General features: G+C 67.1%; 18 protein-coding genes and 1 pseudogene. 13 read left to right on the forward strand and 6 right to left on the reverse strand.

Annotated elements, in window-relative coordinates; translation table 11 throughout:
• Positions 1 to 69: 69 nt before the first annotated feature.
• The 7 genes from pgaA (at position 70) to HMPREF3115_RS12385 (ending at position 10,851) form a co-directional block, all read left to right on the forward strand.
• Positions 70 to 2,448, forward strand: a complete 2,379-nt coding sequence (gene pgaA / locus HMPREF3115_RS12355) for a poly-beta-1,6 N-acetyl-D-glucosamine export porin PgaA (protein WP_035487802.1) — start codon at positions 70 to 72, stop codon at positions 2,446 to 2,448.
• 15 nt (positions 2,449 to 2,463) lie between these two features.
• Entirely contained in the window at positions 2,464 to 4,551 is a 2,088-nt protein-coding gene (pgaB, locus tag HMPREF3115_RS12360) for a poly-beta-1,6-N-acetyl-D-glucosamine N-deacetylase PgaB (RefSeq protein WP_070554577.1), read from the forward strand.
• Positions 4,548 to 5,819 carry a poly-beta-1,6-N-acetyl-D-glucosamine synthase gene (gene pgaC / locus HMPREF3115_RS12365; protein WP_006403824.1) on the forward strand — a complete coding sequence of 424 codons (1,272 nt, stop codon included), beginning with the start codon at positions 4,548 to 4,550 and terminating at the stop codon, positions 5,817 to 5,819. Before pgaB ends, pgaC begins: the two co-directional genes overlap by 4 nt.
• Positions 5,797 to 6,318 (forward strand): hypothetical protein, encoded by a 522-nt coding sequence (locus HMPREF3115_RS12370; protein ID WP_035954594.1) that lies wholly within the window; start codon positions 5,797 to 5,799, stop codon positions 6,316 to 6,318. The genes pgaC and HMPREF3115_RS12370 overlap by 23 nt, the downstream gene beginning before the upstream one ends.
• A gap of 90 nt (positions 6,319 to 6,408) precedes the next feature.
• A complete protein-coding gene (gene glmS, locus HMPREF3115_RS12375; RefSeq protein ID WP_039218536.1) occupies positions 6,409 to 8,232 on the forward strand; it encodes a glutamine--fructose-6-phosphate transaminase (isomerizing) in 1,824 nt (607 codons plus the stop codon).
• Complete coding sequence (locus HMPREF3115_RS12380; RefSeq protein ID WP_070554579.1) at positions 8,229 to 9,527, forward strand: hypothetical protein; 1,299 nt, start codon at positions 8,229 to 8,231, stop codon at positions 9,525 to 9,527. Before glmS ends, HMPREF3115_RS12380 begins: the two co-directional genes overlap by 4 nt.
• A 481-nt stretch (positions 9,528 to 10,008) precedes the next feature.
• Positions 10,009 to 10,851: a cytochrome c gene (locus HMPREF3115_RS12385; protein WP_070554580.1), complete on the forward strand. Its 843-nt coding sequence runs from the start codon at positions 10,009 to 10,011 to the stop codon at positions 10,849 to 10,851.
• 14 nt (positions 10,852 to 10,865) lie between these two features.
• Here HMPREF3115_RS12385 and HMPREF3115_RS12390 read toward each other — a convergent pair whose 3' ends face one another.
• From HMPREF3115_RS12390 to HMPREF3115_RS12400, 3 genes are all read right to left on the reverse strand, one after another.
• Positions 10,866 to 12,137, reverse strand: a complete 1,272-nt coding sequence (locus tag HMPREF3115_RS12390) for a Zn-dependent hydrolase (protein WP_059936593.1) — start codon at positions 12,135 to 12,137, stop codon at positions 10,866 to 10,868.
• The gene (locus HMPREF3115_RS12395) at positions 12,130 to 12,669 is read right to left on the reverse strand and encodes an L-2-amino-thiazoline-4-carboxylic acid hydrolase (RefSeq protein WP_053298682.1); all 540 of its coding nucleotides are present in this window, start codon (positions 12,667 to 12,669) and stop codon (positions 12,130 to 12,132) included. The genes HMPREF3115_RS12390 and HMPREF3115_RS12395 overlap by 8 nt, the downstream gene beginning before the upstream one ends.
• A gap of 119 nt (positions 12,670 to 12,788) precedes the next feature.
• Positions 12,789 to 13,955 (reverse strand): branched-chain amino acid ABC transporter substrate-binding protein, encoded by a 1,167-nt coding sequence (locus tag HMPREF3115_RS12400; protein WP_006403832.1) that lies wholly within the window; start codon positions 13,953 to 13,955, stop codon positions 12,789 to 12,791.
• A gap of 175 nt (positions 13,956 to 14,130) precedes the next feature.
• Between HMPREF3115_RS12400 and HMPREF3115_RS12405 the strand changes: the two genes are divergently transcribed.
• The 4 genes from HMPREF3115_RS12405 to HMPREF3115_RS31905 all read left to right on the forward strand — a co-directional run bounded on the left by HMPREF3115_RS12405 (position 14,131) and on the right by HMPREF3115_RS31905 (position 15,990).
• Positions 14,131 to 15,027, forward strand: coding sequence for a LysR substrate-binding domain-containing protein (locus HMPREF3115_RS12405; RefSeq protein ID WP_070554582.1), 897 nt, complete (start codon positions 14,131 to 14,133; stop codon positions 15,025 to 15,027).
• Between the two features lie 101 nt (positions 15,028 to 15,128).
• Positions 15,129 to 15,347, forward strand: coding sequence for a ribbon-helix-helix protein, CopG family (locus tag HMPREF3115_RS12410; protein WP_035956044.1), 219 nt, complete (start codon positions 15,129 to 15,131; stop codon positions 15,345 to 15,347).
• The gene (locus tag HMPREF3115_RS12415; RefSeq protein ID WP_053298683.1) at positions 15,341 to 15,706 is read left to right on the forward strand and encodes a type II toxin-antitoxin system VapC family toxin; all 366 of its coding nucleotides are present in this window, start codon (positions 15,341 to 15,343) and stop codon (positions 15,704 to 15,706) included. The genes HMPREF3115_RS12410 and HMPREF3115_RS12415 overlap by 7 nt, the downstream gene beginning before the upstream one ends.
• Before the next feature lie 95 nt (positions 15,707 to 15,801).
• On the forward strand, positions 15,802 to 15,990 hold the full coding sequence (locus tag HMPREF3115_RS31905) for a hypothetical protein (RefSeq protein WP_200053152.1): 189 nt from the start codon (positions 15,802 to 15,804) through the stop codon (positions 15,988 to 15,990).
• Here HMPREF3115_RS31905 and HMPREF3115_RS33060 read toward each other — a convergent pair.
• Both HMPREF3115_RS33060 and HMPREF3115_RS31910 read right to left on the reverse strand, forming a co-directional pair.
• Positions 15,925 to 16,074: a GNAT family N-acetyltransferase gene (locus HMPREF3115_RS33060; protein ID WP_353738900.1), complete on the reverse strand. Its 150-nt coding sequence runs from the start codon at positions 16,072 to 16,074 to the stop codon at positions 15,925 to 15,927. The two genes, HMPREF3115_RS31905 and HMPREF3115_RS33060, sit on opposite strands and share 66 nt — an antisense overlap.
• The gene (locus HMPREF3115_RS31910) at positions 16,029 to 16,187 is read right to left on the reverse strand and encodes a hypothetical protein (protein ID WP_200053153.1); all 159 of its coding nucleotides are present in this window, start codon (positions 16,185 to 16,187) and stop codon (positions 16,029 to 16,031) included. The genes HMPREF3115_RS33060 and HMPREF3115_RS31910 overlap by 46 nt, the downstream gene beginning before the upstream one ends.
• Positions 16,188 to 16,436: 249 nt before the next feature.
• Here HMPREF3115_RS31910 and ahpC point away from each other — a divergent pair, with 249 nt between their 5' ends.
• Both ahpC and ahpF read left to right on the forward strand, forming a co-directional pair.
• Positions 16,437 to 17,000: an alkyl hydroperoxide reductase subunit C gene (gene ahpC / locus HMPREF3115_RS12420; RefSeq protein ID WP_006399806.1), complete on the forward strand. Its 564-nt coding sequence runs from the start codon at positions 16,437 to 16,439 to the stop codon at positions 16,998 to 17,000.
• A gap of 118 nt (positions 17,001 to 17,118) precedes the next feature.
• A complete protein-coding gene (gene ahpF / locus HMPREF3115_RS12425; RefSeq protein WP_070554584.1) occupies positions 17,119 to 18,717 on the forward strand; it encodes an alkyl hydroperoxide reductase subunit F in 1,599 nt (532 codons plus the stop codon).
• 61 nt (positions 18,718 to 18,778) lie between these two features.
• Here ahpF and HMPREF3115_RS12430 read toward each other — a convergent pair.
• Positions 18,779 to 19,197, reverse strand: a pseudogene (locus HMPREF3115_RS12430) (hypothetical protein); the annotation flags it as partial.

Here is a 19,197-nt window from a genome sequence, read left to right on the forward strand (position 1 = left end):
GCACGGCAACCGGCGACTCGTGTCGCCGGGTATGCGATCGACGTGATCGTCTCGAAGTGAGGACACACCGTGGCCAACAATCCGAAACAACAATGCACCACCGTCGCTCCGCCCAACCGGCGGATGCTCGTGCACGCGCCGCTCGTCTTGCTGCTCGTCGCCTCCGGCTCCTGTTTTGCCGCGGACAGCGAGGCGGACGCCGTCGGCGCCAGCGGCACCGCCGGCACGCAGGGCGCGTCCGAAACCATGCCGGCGGATGTGCCGACAGCCGGCGCAACGTCGCACGACGCGACGGCGCCCGATACAACGGCGCCTGACGCAACGACGCCCCACGCGACGCCACCGTCCGCACAGCCGCCCACCGCACAGCCGCCCACCGCACCGACGGCGATCGCGCAAATGTCGGGCACGGCAATGCCGACTGCGCCGAGTCCGACGCCGGCCGGCGCGGCGCCGATGATCGGCGCGCCGTCGATCGAGCGCCCGGACGTAACGCCCCCGCCCCAACAGCCGCCGGAGGCGCAGGCGCCGAACGCCCAGGCGCCGAATCTGCGCACCGCCGACCCCGCGACCGTCCGCAACGACGTGTTCGGGCTCGCGGTCAGCGGCGGCGCGGTCAAGGCGCTCGACGAAGCGAAGGCGCGGCCCGACGCGTTCTCGGCCGTCGATCTCGCGCAACTCGAGGAACTGTCGATCCGCCAGCAGGTACGCGGCGGCCGCGACAAGGCGCGCTCGATGACGAGTACCGACCGCTTCGACGGCATCGACCAGGCACTGAAGGCCGCGGACGATCTCGACTCGCGCATGCCGGTCACGCCCGAGTATTCGTCGGTGCGCACGGCGCTCGCCGGCGACCGCACGATCGCCTATGCCGCGCGCGGCGACATGAACAAGGCGATCGCGACGTTCGAGACGATTCCGCCCGACGCGGAGATCTCGATCGACGCGCTGGCCGCGGTCGGCGACGCATATCTCTACGTCAGCGAACCGGGCAAGGCGAGCGCCGTCTACGAGCGCGCGCTGAAACAGGCGAGCGCGCCGGCCGCGGACCGCGCGACGCGCGGCTTCCAGTACGGTTCGCGCACGCGGCCGATCGAGCTGCGCGAGGGGCTGTTCTGGTCGTATATCGATCAGGCGCGCGCCGCCGATGCGGGCCGCGTACTGAACGACATCGACACGGCCCTGCCGCCCGCGAGTCAGGTGCATCCGTGGGATCCGGCAAACGAGGACTACCTGCGTTATTACCGGCTGCGCGCGCAGTACCTGATCTACACGGGCCGCGTCGACGAAGGCATCGCCGAGCTCGAACGGCTCGAAAAGGAGGTGCCGTTCAATGCCGAAGTGCGCTCCGCGCATGCGGACGCGGTGTCCGGGCAGTCGCATCCGCGTCAGGCGATGGCGATGTACAGGGCGACGCTGACCGATCACCCGGACAGCGTCGAAATGCGGGCGGGGCTCGGCCGGGCCGCACTGACGGCGGACGACTACGCGACCGCGCGCGAGACCGACGAAATTCTCGACAACACGTTCCCGGACAGCGCCGCGGTGCGCTCGTTCAAGCGCGACTACAACGCGTACCGCAGCCCGGTGTTTACGACCGACATCAGCTACGAGCACGGCAACAGCGCGCTGGCCGACAACAGCTTCTCGTCGGACAGCTACATCTACTCGCAGCCGTTCGGCGACAACTGGCGCGTGTTCTCGCACACGTTCTACGGCTTCGCGCAGACCGATACGGGCCGCATCAGCCGCACGCGCACGGGCGTCGGCGGCGACTACCGGCACGGGCCGCTGACGATCCAGGCCGAAGCGACGCGCTCGTTCGGCGGCGACGGTCGCACCGGCGGACGCGGCACGGTGACCTACAACGTCGACGACTACTGGACGCTGAGCGGCGCGGTCGACAGCAACGACAACTCGCTGCCGTGGAAAGCGTATGTCGCGCACATCTGGGGCCGCTCGGCCAACGTCGAGATCGCATACCGGCAGAACGACCGGCGCGAAGTGAAGCTGACCTACGGCGTGAGCCGCTTCAGCGACTCGAACTTCCACCAGGAAATCGCCGCCACCGGCACGCAGCGCGTCTACACGTCCGCGAACCAGCTCGTCAACGTGTCGCTCGGCCTTGGCACCGACAGCAACTCGCGGCAGGACACGCCCTACTTCAGCCCGAGGCGCGACTACGCCGCGGCCGTCACCGCGATGCACCAAATGACGCTGTGGAAGAAAGGCGACATGTCGCTGCAGCAGCGCCTGTACGCGTCGGGCGGCGCGTTCAACCAGCGCGGCTTCGGCACGAGCGCGCTGTGGAGCGCACGCCTCGAGCACGCGTGGACGTTCAAGCGCGACATCACGCTCAGCTACGGCATCGAAGTCAGCAGCCATGCGTACGACGGCCAGCGGGAACGCTCGGAAACGGGCTTCCTGTCGGTCAACCTGCCGTTCTAGTAACAGGAGCTCTCCATGCAATCCAGACGGACCTTCATGTGCGGATGCCTCGGGGCATTCGCCGCGTGCTCGTTGTTTCCCGGCGTGACGAAGGCCAAGATGATCGACCTGCTGCCGCCGTCCGACCCGGCCGACGGCAAGACATTTCGCGTGATTTGCCTGCACGATGTCCGCGACAATCTGCTGTCGACGTTTTCTTCGTCGACGATGGTCGACCCGTTCGCGGTCGACACCGGCACGCTGACCGCGATCTTCTCGTGGCTCGAGACGAACAACTACCACCCGATCACGGTCAAGCAGATCGAGGCGTCGCGCCACGGCGGCAAGCCGCTGCCGCCGCGCGCCGTGCTGCTCACGTTCGACGACGGCTACCGCAGCCACTACACGAAAGTGCTGCCGCTGCTCGAGCGCTTCCGCTATCCGGCCGTGATGGGCATCGTCACGTCGTGGATCGATGCGCCGCCCGACGTGCCGATCAAGATCAGCGACAAGGTGTCGGTGCCGCGCGACTACTTCATGTCGTGGGACGACGTGCGCGAGCTCGGCTCGTCGGACCTGATCGAGCTCGCGTGCCACACGCACAATCTGCATCACGGCGCGATCGCGAATCCGCAGGGCAACGAACTGCCGGCGACCACGTCGCACCTGTATCTGCCCGACGAGAAGCGGTACGAAACCGACGAGGAATTCCACGCACGCGTGCGCAACGACCTGCAGACCTGCATCCGCCAGGTGCGCGAGCGCACCGGCATCACCATTCGCTCGATGGTGTGGCCGTACGGCGCGGAGAACCAGCCGGTGCGCGACATCTCGACATCGCTCGGGATGGGCATCCAGTTCAGCCTCGACGCGGGGCCGAACACGCCCGACGTGCCGCTCGATCGCCTGCGCCGGATCCTGATGATGTACGACGTCGACATCGGCGGCTTCGAACGGTCGATGCGCGAGCCGGCGACGAACCGCGGCGCGGTCGACGCGGTCGAGCGTATCGTGCAGGTCGATCTCGACCAGGTGTACGACCCGAACCCCGCGCAGCAGGAAAAGAACCTCGGCGTGCTCGTCGAGCGCATCTACCGGATGCAGCCGAAATCGGTCTACCTGCAGGCGTACGCGGATCCGAAAGGCACGGGTGTCGCCGAAGCCGTGTACTTCCCGAACCGCCATCTGCCGATGCGCTCGGACCTGTTCTCGCGCGCCGCGTGGCAGCTCAACACGCGCTCGAACGTGCAGGTCTATGCGTGGATGCCGGTGCTCGCGTTCCGGCCGCCGGCGGACAAGCATCGCGCGCTCGAAGCCGTCCGCGCGCTCGATGGCGCGCCGGCCCGCGACAACGGCTCGCGCGTGTTCCGGCTCAGTCCGTTCGACCCCGATGCACGGCTGATGATCGAGGAGATCTACGAGGATCTGAGCAAGTACGCGTCGTTCAGCGGCATCCTGTTCAGCGACGATGCGGTGCTCGACGACTACGAGGATGCGAGCCGCCACGCGCTGCGTGCGTACGCGCAATGGGGGCTGCCCGCCGACGTCGCGAAGATCCGCGGCAATCCCGACCTGATGGCGCGCTGGACGCGGCGCAAGACGCGTCATCTGATCGACTTCACGCTGCAGCTCGAAAAGATCGTGCTCTCGCACCAGAACGCCGGCGACGTGCTGACCGCGCGCAACATCTTCGCGATGCCGGTGCTGAAGCCCGAGTCCGAAGCGTGGTACGCGCAGAACTATGCGGACTTCCTCGCCACCTACGACTACGTCGCGCTGATGGCGATGCCGTACATGGAACGCGCGGACGATCCCGAAGGCTGGCTCGACCGGCTCGTGCGCACCGTGCGCGCGAAACCGAACGGCCTGTCGCGCACCGTGTTCGAGCTGCAGTCGTACGACTGGCACACGAACAAGAGCATCGGCGCCGACACGCTGCTCGCGCAGATGCGAAGACTGCGCAGCGAAGGCGCGGTGAACTTCGGGTACTACCCGGACAACTTTCTGAACAACCAGCCGAATCTCGACACGGTGCGCGACGTGATGTCGCTGAAATCGCGTCTCGATCCGACCTCGATCAATGCACTGATGCAGATGCACCGCAACGGGACCAAGACACCATGACCACGCACGGCCTCATTACGAAGCTGCAGGATTTCGTTTTCTACTATCCGTTCTTCATGTCGTACCTGTGGATGATCGGCGGCGTCGTGCACTACTTCCTGCTCGAAGAGGGTCGCGTGCTGTCGAAGCGCAAGATCGCCGCGAGCGGCTTTCCGAAGGTGTCGATCGTCGTGCCGTGCTTCAACGAGGAGGCGAATGCACGCAGCGTGATCGAGCATCTGAATGCGATGGACTACCCGAACTACGACATCATCGCGGTCAACGACGGCAGCAGGGACCGCACCGGCGAAATCCTGAACCAGCTCGCGGTGGAGATCCCGCGGCTGCTCGTGATTCATCACGCGCGCAACGAGGGCAAGGCGGTCGGGCTCACGACCGCGGCCACGATGTCGAACGCCGAGTATCTGCTCTGCATCGACGGCGACTCGCTGCTCGGCCACGATGCGATCGAATGGATGCTCGACCATTTCCTGACCGATCCGGGCGTCGGCGCGGTGACCGGCAATCCGCGCATCCGCACGCGCACGTCGCTGCTCGGCCGCATGCAGGTGGGCGAGTTCTCGTCGATCGTCGGGCTGATCAAACGCACGCAGCAGGTGTACGGCCGCATCTTCACGGTATCGGGCGTGGTCACGATGTTCCGCAAGACCGCACTCGCCGACGTCGGATTCTGGAGCACCGACATGCTGACCGAGGACATCGACATCAGCTGGAAGCTGCAGTGCAGCGACTGGCGCGTCGTGTACGAGCCGCATGCGCTGAGCTGGATCCTGATGCCGGAAACCGTGAAGGGCCTGTACCGGCAGCGCCTGCGCTGGGCGAAGGGCGGCATCCAGGTGCTGATCAAGTACGCCGGCGCGCTCGCGAAGCCGACGCGGATGATGATGTGGCCGCTGTTCATCGAGTATCTGATCGGCATCGCGTGGGCCTATGCGATGTCGTTCATTCTGCTGCTCGCGCTCGTGGATGTCGTCTATCCGCTGCCGCCGAGCTGGCATGTTTCCGTCGTACCGCATTGGCACGGGATGCTGCTGGTCGCCACCTGCATCCTGCAGCTGATCATCGGCAGCATGATCGATCGTCGCTACGACGAGAAGCTGCTGATGTATTTCCTTGACACCGTTTGGTACCCCGTCGCTTTCTGGCTGATCAGCATGATCACTACCGTCGTCGCGCTGCCGGCGGTCGTGCTGCGAGGCCGTGGCAAGCGAGCCGTGTGGGTCAGTCCCGACCGAGGCATTCAACATGAACAACGCACCGATTATTGACCTCTCCCTGCGCACGCCGCGCGAAATGATCGCCGAACGAGGCGGCGTCGTCGGCCCGCTGCTGGTCGCCTGGTTCCGCTTCGGCCGACCTGCGCTGGTCGGCGGCGTATGGGCATCGATCTGCATCTACACGTATCGCTATCTGCTGCCGTTCAACGAAGCGGAGATGCCGATCGAGCAGCTCGTGTTCTACGTGACCTGTATCGCGCTGATCGGCGGCTCGCTGATCACCTGGCTGATCGCCGGGCGCGTCGTGCATCCGCTCGCGTACCGCTTGCGCGTATCGAAGATCCTGCGACGCTCGGCCAGCGTCACGGCGCACTCGGTGCCGGCCGCCCTGCTCACCGGCAACCGGCGACGCGGCGGCACGCCGCGCGCATCGCGCATTCTCGTCGCGTCGCACGACGCGAACGGATCGATCTGCGGCATCGAATGGATCGCCCACGCGGGGCCGCCGCCGCGCGAATGGGCGACGGGCGAACCTGGAAGCAATGCATGACACGTCTTCCGCGCGGTGCGACCTTGTCGGGACGCCGTCCCGACGCGCCGCGCAGGCAAGCCGGAACCATCTTCTGGACGAGGTGAAAACATGTGCGGAATCGTCGGAGCAAGCGGCCTGAACAATCAGGTGCCGCAATTGGTCAATGCCCTCAGCCGGCTCGAGTATCGCGGCTACGACTCATGCGGGATCGCGGTGCTGCGCGACGGGCGCCTGCGCAGCGAGCGCACGTTGCGGCGCGTCGCCGACTTGCAGGATCGCGTGCTGACGCTCGGGCTCGAGGCGCAGACCTGCATCGCCCACACGCGCTGGGCGACGCACGGCGCGCCGTCGGAGAAAAACGCGCATCCGATCGTGTCGCGCGACACGATCGCGGTCGTGCATAACGGCATCATCGAAAACCACGACACGCTGCGTGCGGAGCTGCGGCAGCGCGGCTACGAGTTCCGCGGCGAGACCGATACCGAGGTGATCGCGCATCTCGTGCACAGCCTCTATCGCGGCGATCTGTTCGACGCGGTGCGGCGCGCGGTCAAGCGGCTGCACGGCGCGTATGCGATCGCCGTGCTGAGCGCGCACGAACCGCAGCGGCTCGTGGCCGCCCGCGCGGGCTCGCCGCTCGTGATCGGCATCGGTGCGACGCAGAACTATCTGGCATCGGACTGCGCGGCGCTCGGCGAGCTGACCGACCGCTTCGTCTACCTCGAGGACGGCGACGTCGCGTTGATCACGCCGGATCGCATCGACGTCGTCGATGCACTCGGCGAAGAAGCGCGCCGTCCGCTGTGCGAAGTGCGCGCGCGCGACAGCGATGCCGCGCTCGGCCCGTACCAGCACTTCATGCAGAAGGAGATCTTCGAGCAGCCGAAGGCGATCGAGAACACGCTCGAAGGGATCGAGGAAATCTCGCCCGCCCTCTTCGACGCGCACGCGGACACGCGCGCGCTGCTGTCCAAAGTGAAAAGCGTGCTGCTGCTCGGCTGCGGCACCAGCTATTACGCGGGGCTCACCGCGAAATACTGGCTCGAGTCGATCGCCGGCGTGCCCGCGCAGGTCGAGATCGCGAGCGAATACCGCTATCGCGACGCGGTTGCCGATCCGCGCACGCTCGTCGTCGGCATTTCGCAGTCCGGCGAGACGGCCGACACGATCGGCGCGCTCGAACGCGCGCGCACGACGGGCCAGGATCTGTCGATGGCGATCTGCAACGTCGCGACGAGCACGATCGCGCGCAACTCGCCGCTGCGCTTTTTGACGCGCGCCGGCGCGGAGCTCGGTGTCGCGTCGACGAAGGCGTTCACGACGCAGCTCGTCGCGCTGTACCTGCTGACGCTCACGCTCGCCCAGATGCGCGGCCGGCTCGACCCGGCACAGGCGGCCGAACGACTGCAGCAGCTGCATGCGCTACCCGCGCGCATCGGCCATGCGCTCGCGCTCGAGACGCAGATCATGGGCTGGGCCGAGAAGTTCGCGAAGAGCGAGAACGCGCTGTTCCTCGGGCGAGGCATTCATTTCCCGATCGCGATGGAAGGCGCGCTGAAGCTGAAGGAGGTGTCGTACATCCACGCCGAAGGCTATCCGGCCGGCGAGCTCAAGCACGGCCCGCTCGCGCTCGTCACGAGCGCGATGCCCGTCGTCACGATCGCGCCCGACGACCAGCTGTTCCAGAAGCTGAAGTCGAACATGGCCGAGGTGCGCGCGCGCGGCGGGCGGCTGTACGTGCTTGCCGGCGATCAGCTCGAACTCGAGGCCGACCGCGACACGCATCTGATCCGCGTGCGCGAATCGGGCGATGCGCTGTCGCCGATCGTCAACGTGATCCCGTTGCAGCTGCTCGCGTATCACGTCGGCTGCGCGCGCGGCGCGGACGTCGACAAGCCGCGCAACCTCGCGAAATCGGTGACGGTCGAATGACGGCGCCGCGCGTCGCCACCTCCGCCGGCGCGCGGCCGGGCACCGGCCGGCGCGCCGCGGCATGGATCGCCGCGTCGATCGTCTGCAGCGCATGCTGCGCCGGCGCGGCGCCGCCCGCCGCACGCGCCGGCGCGCCGGTCGTGCACACCGTCACCGTCGATCCGAACGGCACGGCGAAGGATACCGGCGACCCGCGCCGCTTCATGCACGGCATCGGCGTCGCCGATGCCGGCAACGGCAAGCGCTGGGTGTTCTTCAGCAGTTCGGGGCGCGTGCCGCGCGGCGCGATGAAAGACGGCAACTGGCCGCACGACGTGTACGTCGGCCAGTGGAGCCCGGGCCAGCCGCGCATCGCGCGCGTGCGCACGTTCATCAGCCGGCCGGAAGCGCAGGAGCCCGTGTCGATCGCGCAGAACGCACGCGGCGACATCTTCGTCACCTTCGAGGACGGCTGGAACACGCCGCAGGTCGTGAACCAGCGCTACGGAATCTATCGGCGCGACCTGCGGCCGATCAAGCCCTATCCGAACGACGTCGAAGCGGGCGGCCACTCCGGCCACGTCGCGACCGCGTCGGACCGCTTCGTCGTGTTCTATTCGGAAGGCTGGGTCGACGGCGGCGGCGTGGACAATCTCGGCACCGGCAACGGCGTCTATGTGAAGACGTACGACGCGACCGGCCGCGTGCTGAACCACGTCCCCGTCGTCGCACATCGCCGCGAATGGTGGCCGATGATCGCGGGCTCGCCGGGCAAGGCGCTGCTGCTCTGGCAAAAATTCATTCCGGGCAGCACCGACGCGACGCTCGAAGCGGCGATGTTCGATCCGGTATCCGCGCAGCTCGACAAGCTCGGCACGCTGAACGACGCGATCCAGTACTACGTGTACTCGGCCGCCTACGTGCCGGCGATCGACCGCTTCATCGTCGTGACGACGACCTCGGCCGGTCGCGGCGTCGCCATGCTCGTCGCGCCGGACGGTCAGCGCACCGCGACGCTCGACTGCCTGCCCGCATCGGTGCGCGAAGCGCAGATCGGCGTCGACGGATCCCGCGCCTACGTGCCGACGCGCGACGGGCGATTGCTGACGCTGACGCTTGGGCCTGCCGCGATCGCCGTGACCGGCTCGCAGCGCTCGCCGATTCCGTGGGGCTCGACCGGCATCGCGGCGTTCCGCTCGAACGGCGACGCGATGCATTTCGTGTCGCTGACCTCGTCGGGCACGCGCGAAGCCGACTTCGGACCGGTGCTGAATACGTCGCTGTCGGCCGCCGATACGCAATGCTCGACGCATTGAGCGCGCGCGTGCGCGGACCCGCGTCGCGGTAGCGCGGGCCGCGCCGCCGCGCCGCCGCTACGGTCGGGCGAGCTCCTGCATGCGCCTGCCTCGCCGAATCGCACGATGCAGTGCCCGCCCCCCGTTTCGCCCTCTGCTAGTCGAGCGTGCGTCTGCGCGCATGCCGGCCGAGCACGTCCGGATGCGCGTCGAGCATCGTCGGGAATCCGCTGGCGCGCGACCGCTGCGGCCGGTATCGACCGATATGGGCGCGCGCGGTCTACCGACATTGCCGGTGCGCGGCTGGCGACATTGTGCTATCGGGCATGCAGCGTGGATCGTTGCAGACGCACCGGCCTCCATCCGAGCACGCGCCGACATCGCGGCCATCGAAATCGGGATCGCGGGCAGCTCGCGAAGCGGATAGACTGTCGCCCGACCCGTTTCGTCACCCGCGGCCGCGCGCATCGCGCCGCCCGGAACGCCGCTTCCCGGAGAACGAATGCTCATGCGCCGGTGGTTTTCGCTTCTGCTGCTGATCCTCTACGCGATCGGCCCGCGCGCGCTCGCGCAGTCCGCGCCGGCGCTCGAACTCGACATCGACGGCACGCCGCAGATGCTGACGCCGCAAGCGCTGCTCGCGCGCGCCGACGCCATCGACATCCACGTGCCGCAAGACATCGCATACGGCCGCCCGATGACGTTCCGCGCGGTGCCGTTCGTGAACCTGTTCGGCGGTGCGCCGCTGCCGGCCGATGGCGTGCTCGAGACGCGCGCCGCCGACGGCTTCGCCGCGCAGTTGCCGCTCGATCTCGTGCGCCGCGGCGCGGCGGCCGGCGCGGTCGCGTGGCTGGCGGTGGAGGAACCGTCGCGCCCGTGGCCGAAGCTGCCCGGCAAGCCCGTGAGCGCCGGGCCGTTCTATCTCGTGTGGGTCGGGCCGCACGCGTCGTCGGTGCGCGGCGAACAGTGGCCGTATCAGATCGTGCGCATTACCGTCGAATCGGCGCCGCTCGCACGCTGGCCGTCGCTCGCCGTCGATCCGTCCGTTCCTGCGGACGCCCCCGCGCGCGCGGGCCAGCGCCTGTTCGTCACGCAATGCCTCGCGTGCCACCGGATCGACGGCGCCGGCAGCAGCCACGCGGGCCCCGACCTGAACGCGCCGATGAACCCCGTCGACTATTTCCAGCCGGCCGCGCTGCGCCGCTATATCCGCAACCCGGCGTCGGTGCGCGACTGGCCGGGCCGCGCGATGCCGGCGTTCCCGCCGGCGCAGCTGAGCGATCGCGAACTCGACGAGATCGTCGCGTATCTGGCCTACGTCGCGCGCCGCAAAGCGCCGCGCTAGCGGCAGCGACGCCGTTACGCGCCGGTTTCCTGCGCGCTTTTGAGCACCGCGCGCAGTAGCACGTCCGCACCCGCGGTCGCCCACTCCGGCGTGATCGCTTCGGCTTCGTTGTGGCTCAGACCGTCGACGCACGGCACGAAAATCATCCCGGTCGGCGCGACGCGCGCGATATAGCACGCATCGTGGCCCGCACCGGAGACGATGTCCATGTGCGACAGCCCGAGCGATTCGGCCGCGTCGCGCACCGCGTCGATGCAGGCGGCCGCGAACGGCACAGGCGGATACGTGAAGATCTGTTCGATCTGCGCGCCGAGCCCGGTTTCGGCGGCCATACGCGTCAGCTCCGCACGCAACGCCGCGTCGAGTTCGTCGAGCACGGCGTCGTCCGGATGACGAAACTCGACCGTGAAGAAGCAGCCGCCCGGCACCGTGTTGCGCGAGTTCGGCCGAGCGTCGATCATGCCGACCGTCGCGCGCGCGTGCGGCGCGTGGCGGCGGCCCAGCGCATCGACGAACGCGATCGTCCGCGCAGCGCCGACCAGCGCATCGCGGCGAAATTCCATCGGCGTCGTGCCGGCGTGCGCATCGATGCCCGTCAGCGTCACCTCGTACCAGCGCTGCCCCTGCCCGGCCGTCACGACGCCGATCGTCTTGCCCGCGCGTTCGAGAATCGCGCCCTGCTCGATATGCAGCTCGTACGCGGCATGCACGGGATAGCCGCCGACCGGCTCGGCGCCCGCATAGCCGATGCGCTCCAGTTCGTCGCCGATCGTTCTGCCCGCTGCGTCGGTGCGCGACAGCCCGTATTCGAGCGAATAGACGCCCGCAAACACGCCGGCCGACACCATCGCCGGCGCGAAGCGCGAGCCCTCCTCGTTGGTCCAGATCACGACATCGATCGGCCGTTCGGTCTCGATGCCCGCGTCGTTCAGCGCGCGCACGACTTCCAGGCCGCCGAGCACGCCGTAGATGCCGTCGTAGCGGCCGCCGGTCGGCTGCGAATCGGCGTGCGAGCCCGTCATCACGGGGGCCGCGTCGGCGCGGCGGCCCGCGCGCCGAGCGAACACGTTGCCCATCTTGTCGACGCGCACCGTGCAGCCCGCGTCGCGCGCCCACTGCACGAACAGGTCGCGCGACTCGCGATCGAGATCGGTCAGTGCGAGCCGGCAGACACCGCCCTTCGGCGTCGCGCCGATCTGCGCCATCCGTTCGAGCGACGCCCAGAGCCGCTCGCCGTCGACGCGCGGCCCCGCTGCGCGGAGGCCCGCTTGCGCTTCGTCACGCATCGCCGGCCTCCTGTGCGCCGCCCTGCGGCGCCGGTTGCAGTGCGTAGCGGAAATCGCAGCGCTTGCCGCCCTGCATGATCGTGCTCGTGCGCGTCAGCGCGATGCGCGGATCGTAGCCCTCGATGAAGTGGCTGTCGCGCGCGCAGCTGAGCAGATGCCCGATCTCGCCGAGCCCCATCGCGTGATACATCTCGGCATAGCTGCAGCGATGGACGTCGTAGTCGTAGTGCGCATCGTCCGCGCGCCGCACTTCGACGTCGAGCGCATCGTCCTTCTCCCACAGCACCTGCAGCGCGATGAACGACTTCACGCTCGTACCGTGCGGCTCCTGCGCGGCGAACGTGCGGCCCGCGTCGACCGCCGCGCCGCGCACCGCTTCCGCGATCACGGCCTGCGCGCGCTCGGTGCCGAATTCGCGCTTCATGATCTCGTAGATCGGCTTGATGATTTCGGCTTCGATGCGGCGCCGCGCGAGGATGCCGAGGCGCGTGTCTTCCGGAGTGGTCGTGGAGGTTTTGGTAGTTTCGGTCATGGAATCGTCTCCGTGTCGGCCCGAGTTAGCGCTTTAGCGCTTACTCGGGCCCCATGCAAAGCTGTTGGCCCGAGTTGGCGCTTGAGCGCTTCTCCGAGCCCCTGCAAAGCTGTCGTCCTTTACTTCGCCGCAGTCCGCGCGCCGCCGAGTACATCGACGACTGTCCACTTCCCGCCGCGCACCTGATAGATCGTGAAAGCCGGATTCTTCAGGTTGCCTTCCTTGTCGAACGCGATCTCGCCCGTCACGCCCGGCCGGTCGATCTCGCGCACGGCGGCGACCAGCTTCGCCGGCTGCGTCGAGCCTGCCTTCTGCGCGGCCGCGATCAGCGTGGCGGCCGCGTCGTACGCAAACGGCGCATGCAGTTCGATCGGCGCGCGGAAACGCGCTTGGTACTGCGCGTCGAACGCCTTGCCGCCCGGCATCCGCTCGAGCGGCAGGCCCGGTTCGAGCGCGGTCACGCCGTCGCCGTCCTTGCCTGCGAGCGACAGGAAGGTCTGGCTCACGAAACCGCCCGCGCCGAGCAGCGGCACGTTCACGCCGAGCTGGCGCATCCGGCGCGCGATCGGCGCGGCCTGCGCATCGAGCCCGCCGAAGAACACCAGATCCGCGCGCTTGCCCTTGATCGCGGTCAGCACGCCGCTGAAGTCGGTTGTCTTGTCGTTCACGTACTGGCGATCGACGATCGTGCCGCCGTTCGCCTGCACGCCCTTGATGAACTGGTCGGCCAATCCCGCGCCGAACGACGTGCGATCGTCGATCACGGCGATGCGCTTCGCCTTCAGCGTCTTCACCGCGTAGGCGCCCGTGAAGTTGCCGCCCGCATCGTCGTGACCCATGATGCGGAAGGCCGTCGCGTAGCCCTGCTGCGTGTACTGATGGCCCGTCGACGCCGGCGCGATCTGCGGAATGCCCGCGTCGCGATAGACGCGCGAAGCCGGCACGCTGCAGCCCGTGTTCCAGTGCCCGACGACGCCGATCACGTGCTGGTCGACGAGCTGCTGCGCGACCGCGACGGCCGTGCGCGGGTCGGACTGGTCGTCGGCTGCGACGAGCTTGTACACGACGGGCTTGCCGCCGATCGTCGGATGCTTCGCGTTCGCATCGTCGATCGCGAGTTGCGCGCCGTTCTGCAGATCCTTGCCGATGCGCGCGGACGGGCCGGTCAGCGGCGCGGCGAGACCGATCAGGATCGTCTGCGGCGCGGATTGCGCGCCGGCGGTAACGGACGCGACCAGCGCGAACGCGGACAACGCGAAGCCAACGGTGAAACGAGCGATTTTCATGTGCGGGGACCGTGAGTCTGTCAAAACATGAAAAATATTAAATAATCGACACGAACATCCCAAATACTCAATCGTTGGATGCTTATGCCGTTCCGCACACGATACGCCAACACCATGAAAACATGGTCATTTTTATTGTTGTCGCTTACCCTGATTTTTCTATAAAATTCGATACATGAAAAATATCGAACAGTTACACGACGATCCGCCGTTGCGTGCCGTGCGCGCGTTCGAGGCGTTCGCGCGCCTCGGCTCGGTCACGGCGGCGGCCGCCGAACTCGACATCACGCCGTCCGCGGTCAGCCATCAGCTGCAGCTGCTGGAAGCGTTCATCCAGACGCCGCTGACCGTACGCGACGGCCGGCTGCTCGCGCTGACCGACGAAGGACGCGACTACTACCGGTCGATCAGCGCCGCGTTCTCGGTACTGCGCAGCGCGACGCGCTTCGTGCGCGACCGTTCGTCGCTGCGGCAGATCACGATCAGCCTGATACCGCTGTTCGGCATCGGCTGGTTCATTCCGCGGCTGCACGCGTTTCTTGCGGAGAACACGGACGTCGACGTCACCGTGCTCTACGCGCACCACCGCAACTACCGCAGCGATGCGTCGGATCTGTCGATCCGCTTCGGCACGGGCGACTGGCCCGGCTACCGCTGCGAACGGCTGGTGCCGGGCGCGATGGTGCCGATGTGCAGCCCGTCGTTCCTGAAGCGCCACGGGCCGTTTGCCACGCCGGCCGATCTCGTGCATGCGCCGCTCGTGCACGACGAGGATCGCAGCGCGTGGGTGAACTGGCTGCAAGGCGCGGGCGTGCGCAACGTGTCGCACGCGGTCGGCCCGATGTTCGAGGACGGGCAGCTCACGTTGAGCGCAGCACGCGCGGATCTCGGCGTCGCGCTGCTGCGCGCGCCGCTCGTCGAGCGCGAACTCGCGAGCGGAGAACTCGTGCAGCTGTTCGATCACGCGCTCGAGGACGGCCGCGACTACTACCTGTGCACGCGCGAGGACGCGGACTTGCCGGACGGCGCGAGGCGGCTCGCGGAATGGTTGAGGGAGATGGCGGGAGTGTAAGCGTGCGAGTGCGCCATTTTGGTCGGCAACCTGCGGAACCGCCTCTTGCACATCCGCACTGGCGTATATATGATATGCATATCATATATCTGGAGGCTGAAATGAGCCGAGTCTTGGTGGATCTGTCGGACGGCCAGCTCGACGAGCTGGCCGTCATCGTCGAGACTGAGCATCGTCCTCGCGCCGCGATCATTCGCGATGCGATTGACGCCTACATCGCCCTACACAAGCGCCCGCTCGCCGACGATGTCTTCGGCCTCTGGAAAGACCGCGCCGTCGACGGGCTCGCTTATCAGGAAAAACTGCGCTCGGAATGGTAAAAGCTCTCTTCGACACCAACATCCTGATCGACTATCTGAGCGGCGTGGAGTCGGCCCGCCTGGAGCTCGGCCGCTACGACCACCGTGCGATCAGCACCATTACGTGGATGGAAGTCCTGGTCGGTACGACCGCAGATGACGAAGGCCCGATTCGCGCGTGGCTCTCGTCGTTCGACGTGATCCCGCTCGACAGTACGGTTGCCGACCGCGCCGTGACCATTCGCAAGGAACGGCGCATTCGTCTGCCCGACGCGATCGTCTGGGCATCAGCGCAGGTGAACGGACTCCTGCTCGTGTCGCGCAACACGAAAGACTTTCCCTCGACGGAACCCGGCATCCGGGTGCCTTACCAGATCTAGCCAGCGCGCAGTGCTTGCCTCCACACGATCGAAGCCAGCCGAAGCTGTCAGATATCGGCACCCACATCAAACCGCTTCTGCAGGAAACAGCGCGTGTGTCCAGCTGGAAAATCGACCAGTTCGCCGAATACGACGAAGCCCAGCCGTTCGTAAAGCCGCCGCGCATCGGGATTGAACGTATCGATCCATGCAGCGATGCACCCTCTGCTTATCGCAATCTACTCGGCGTGCGCCAGCAGGTCGGACGCATAGCCCTGTCCGCGCACATGCTCCGCGACCCATAGCCACTTGACGAACAACCAACCCCACCCAGTGCTGCCGATCAGACCGCCAACGCGATCGTCGGCTTCCCCGATCGCAATGGCCAGATCCTGATGGTTCGCCGGCCCTTTCGTTCGGCATTGAACGCGGCCAGCCCGTCTCCCACCAGCTCGGAAAATGCTCGCGATACGTCATCGAGAACGATCACCGGCTTTTTCATGAAGTCCTTCCGAGGGGATGAAAACAACGGAAATGCCGATGCAGTGTCCGCCCATTGTATGGCCTCGCGAGCGATCGTCCAGCGCACCGCTAACCAAGCGCTTCCAGCCGCAAGACGCATGATCACGCAGGCCTCGCACCACATAGAATTTCCCGATGCCGTGGATTAAAACAAGCAATTTCACAGACTGCGGGTGAACCCGGATACTGGCGTCTCTCCATTCATCACCGACGCAAAGGGAAACACCAGATGCCGATCATCAACACGCAGATCAAACCGTTCAAGGCCACCGCATACCACAACGGCGAATTCGTGCCCGTGTCCGACGAGAACTTCAAGGGCAAGTGGTCCGTCGTCGTGTTCTACCCGGCCGACTTCACGTTCGTGTGTCCGACCGAACTCGGCGATCTCGCCGACCGCTACGCGGAATTCCAGAAGCTCGGCGTCGAGATCTACGCAGTGTCGACCGACACGCACTTCACGCACAAGGCATGGCACGACACGTCGGACACGATCGGCAAGATCAAGTACCCGATGATCGGCGATCCGACGCTGACGCTGTCGCGCAACTTCGACGTGCTGATCGAGGAAGAAGGGATGGCGCTGCGCGGCACGTTCGTGATCAACCCGGAAGGCGAGATCAAGCTCTGCGAGATCCACGACAACGGCATCGGCCGCGACGCAGGCGAACTGCTGCGCAAGGTGCAGGCCGCGCAATACATCGCCGCGCATCCGGGTGAAGTCTGCCCGGCCAAGTGGACGCCGGGTGCGGAAACGCTGACCCCGTCGCTCGACCTGATCGGCAAGATCTGACGATCGCCCCGCGCGCCGGAGAGGCGCGCGACGGCGGGCCGCCGCATCGCGCGGCCCGCATCCCCTTCTCCGGCATGCAGTGCCCGGCCGGAACCTTCGCTACGGAATCCGAAACGCCATGCTCGACGCCAATCTCAAGACCCAACTCAAAGCGTACCTCGAAAAAATCACGCGCCCGATCGAACTCGTCGCATCGCTCGACGACAGCGCGAAGTCGCAGGAACTGCGTGCGCTGCTCGACGAGATTGCATCGCTGACGACGCGCGTCACCGTGATCGAACGCCGCGACGACGAGGCGCGCACGCCGTCGTTCTCGATCGGCGAACCGGGCCAGCCCGCGCGGATCCGCTTCGCGGGCATTCCGATGGGCCATGAATTCACGTCGCTCGTGCTCGCGCTGCTGCAGACGGGCGGCCATCCGATCAAGCTCGACGACGACGTGATCGAACAGATCCGCGCGCTCGACGGCGACTATGCCTTCGAGACGTACTTCTCGCTGTCGTGCCAGAACTGCCCGGAAGTCGTGCAGGCGCTGAACGTGATGTCGCTGATCAACCCGCGCATCCGTCACGTCGCGATCGACGGCGCGCTGTTCCAGGACGAAGTCGAAGCACGCCAGATCATGGCGGTGCCGACGATGTTCCTGAACGGCGAATCGTTCGGCCAGGGCCGCAGCAGCGTGAAGGAAATCCTCGCGAAACTCGATACGGGCGCCGGCGCACGCGCGGCAAAGTCGCTCGAGAACAAGCCGGTGTTCGACACGCTGATCGTCGGCGGCGGCCCGGCCGGTGCCGCGGCCGCGATCTACTCCGCGCGCAAGGGCATCGCGACCGGCGTGGTCGCCGAACGTTTCGGCGGCCAGGTACTCGACACGATGGCGATCGAGAATTTCGTGTCGGTGCAGGAAACCGAAGGACCGAAGTTCGCGACTGCGCTCGAACAGCACGTGAAGCAGTACGACGTCGACATCATGGACGTGCAGCGCGCCGAAGCGCTGATTCCCGGCGACGTGCATCAGATCCGCCTCGCGAACGGCGCCGTGCTGAAGGCCAGGACGGTCGTGCTTGCGACGGGCGCGCGCTGGCGCGAGATCGGCGTGCCCGGCGAACGCGAATACCGCAACCGCGGCGTCGCTTACTGCCCGCACTGCGACGGCCCGCTGTTCAAGGGCAAGCGCGTCGCGGTGATCGGCGGCGGCAACTCGGGCGTCGAGGCCGCGATCGATCTCGCGGGCATCGTGAAGGCAGTCACGCTGATCGAATACGGCGCGCAGCTGCGCGCCGACGAAGTGCTGCAACGCAAGCTGCGCAGCCTGCCGAACGTAACCGTCATCACCGAAGCGCAAACGACCGAGCTCACCGGCGACGGCAGCAAGCTGAATGGGCTCGTGTATACGGACCGTCGCTCGGGCGACGTGAAGAAGATCGAACTCGAAGGCGTGTTCGTGCAGATCGGACTCGTGCCGAACACGGAATGGCTGAAGGGCACGGTCGAGCTGTCGAAGCACGGCGAGATCGTCGTCGATGCGCGCGGCGCGACGTCGGTGCCCGGCGTGTTCGCGGCCGGCGACGTGACGACGGTGCCGTTCAAGCAGATCGTGATCGCGGTCGGCGAAGGCGCCAAGGCGTCGCTCGGCGCGTTCGATCATCTGATCCGCCAGGACGCGACGCCTGCTGTCGCCGCGCAGCCGCAAGCCGACGAAGCGGTCGCCGCCTGACGCGCGACACAACGCATCTCTCTTCGCCCCGCATGCGCTGGTCAGCGTGCGGGGCGCTTTTTTATTTCGCGGGTGCGCTGTCGCGCGGCGGCGCGCTCAGGTTCGTCGATTCGCGGACCAGTTGCTCGGTCATCGCCGCGGCGACCGGATTCGCGCCCGACGAAGCACCGTGGCGCGCGGCGCTCGTGTGCGCCGTGCCGGTCGTCGCGACGACCGGCATCGCCGGCGGCGGCAGCGATGGATCGAGCTTCGCCGATTCGCGGACGAGCGCGGCCGTTTCGGGCGTTTCCGCTTTCATTTCCGCCTTCGTCGTTGCCGGCTTCACGGCCGCATGGCGCTCGATGCCGTCGCGTTGGCGTCGCGCGTGCTGCTGCGGCGGCGCGGCATGCGCCGGTGCGGGCGCGGGCGCATCCTGCGCGTCGACGGTCACGACCTTCACGGATGGCGTCGCAGCCGGCCGGGGCGGAGCGGGCGCAGGCG

This window comes from Burkholderia sp. HMSC10F09 (assembly GCF_001806955.1).
Lineage (GTDB): Bacteria > Pseudomonadota > Gammaproteobacteria > Burkholderiales > Burkholderiaceae > Burkholderia > Burkholderia multivorans.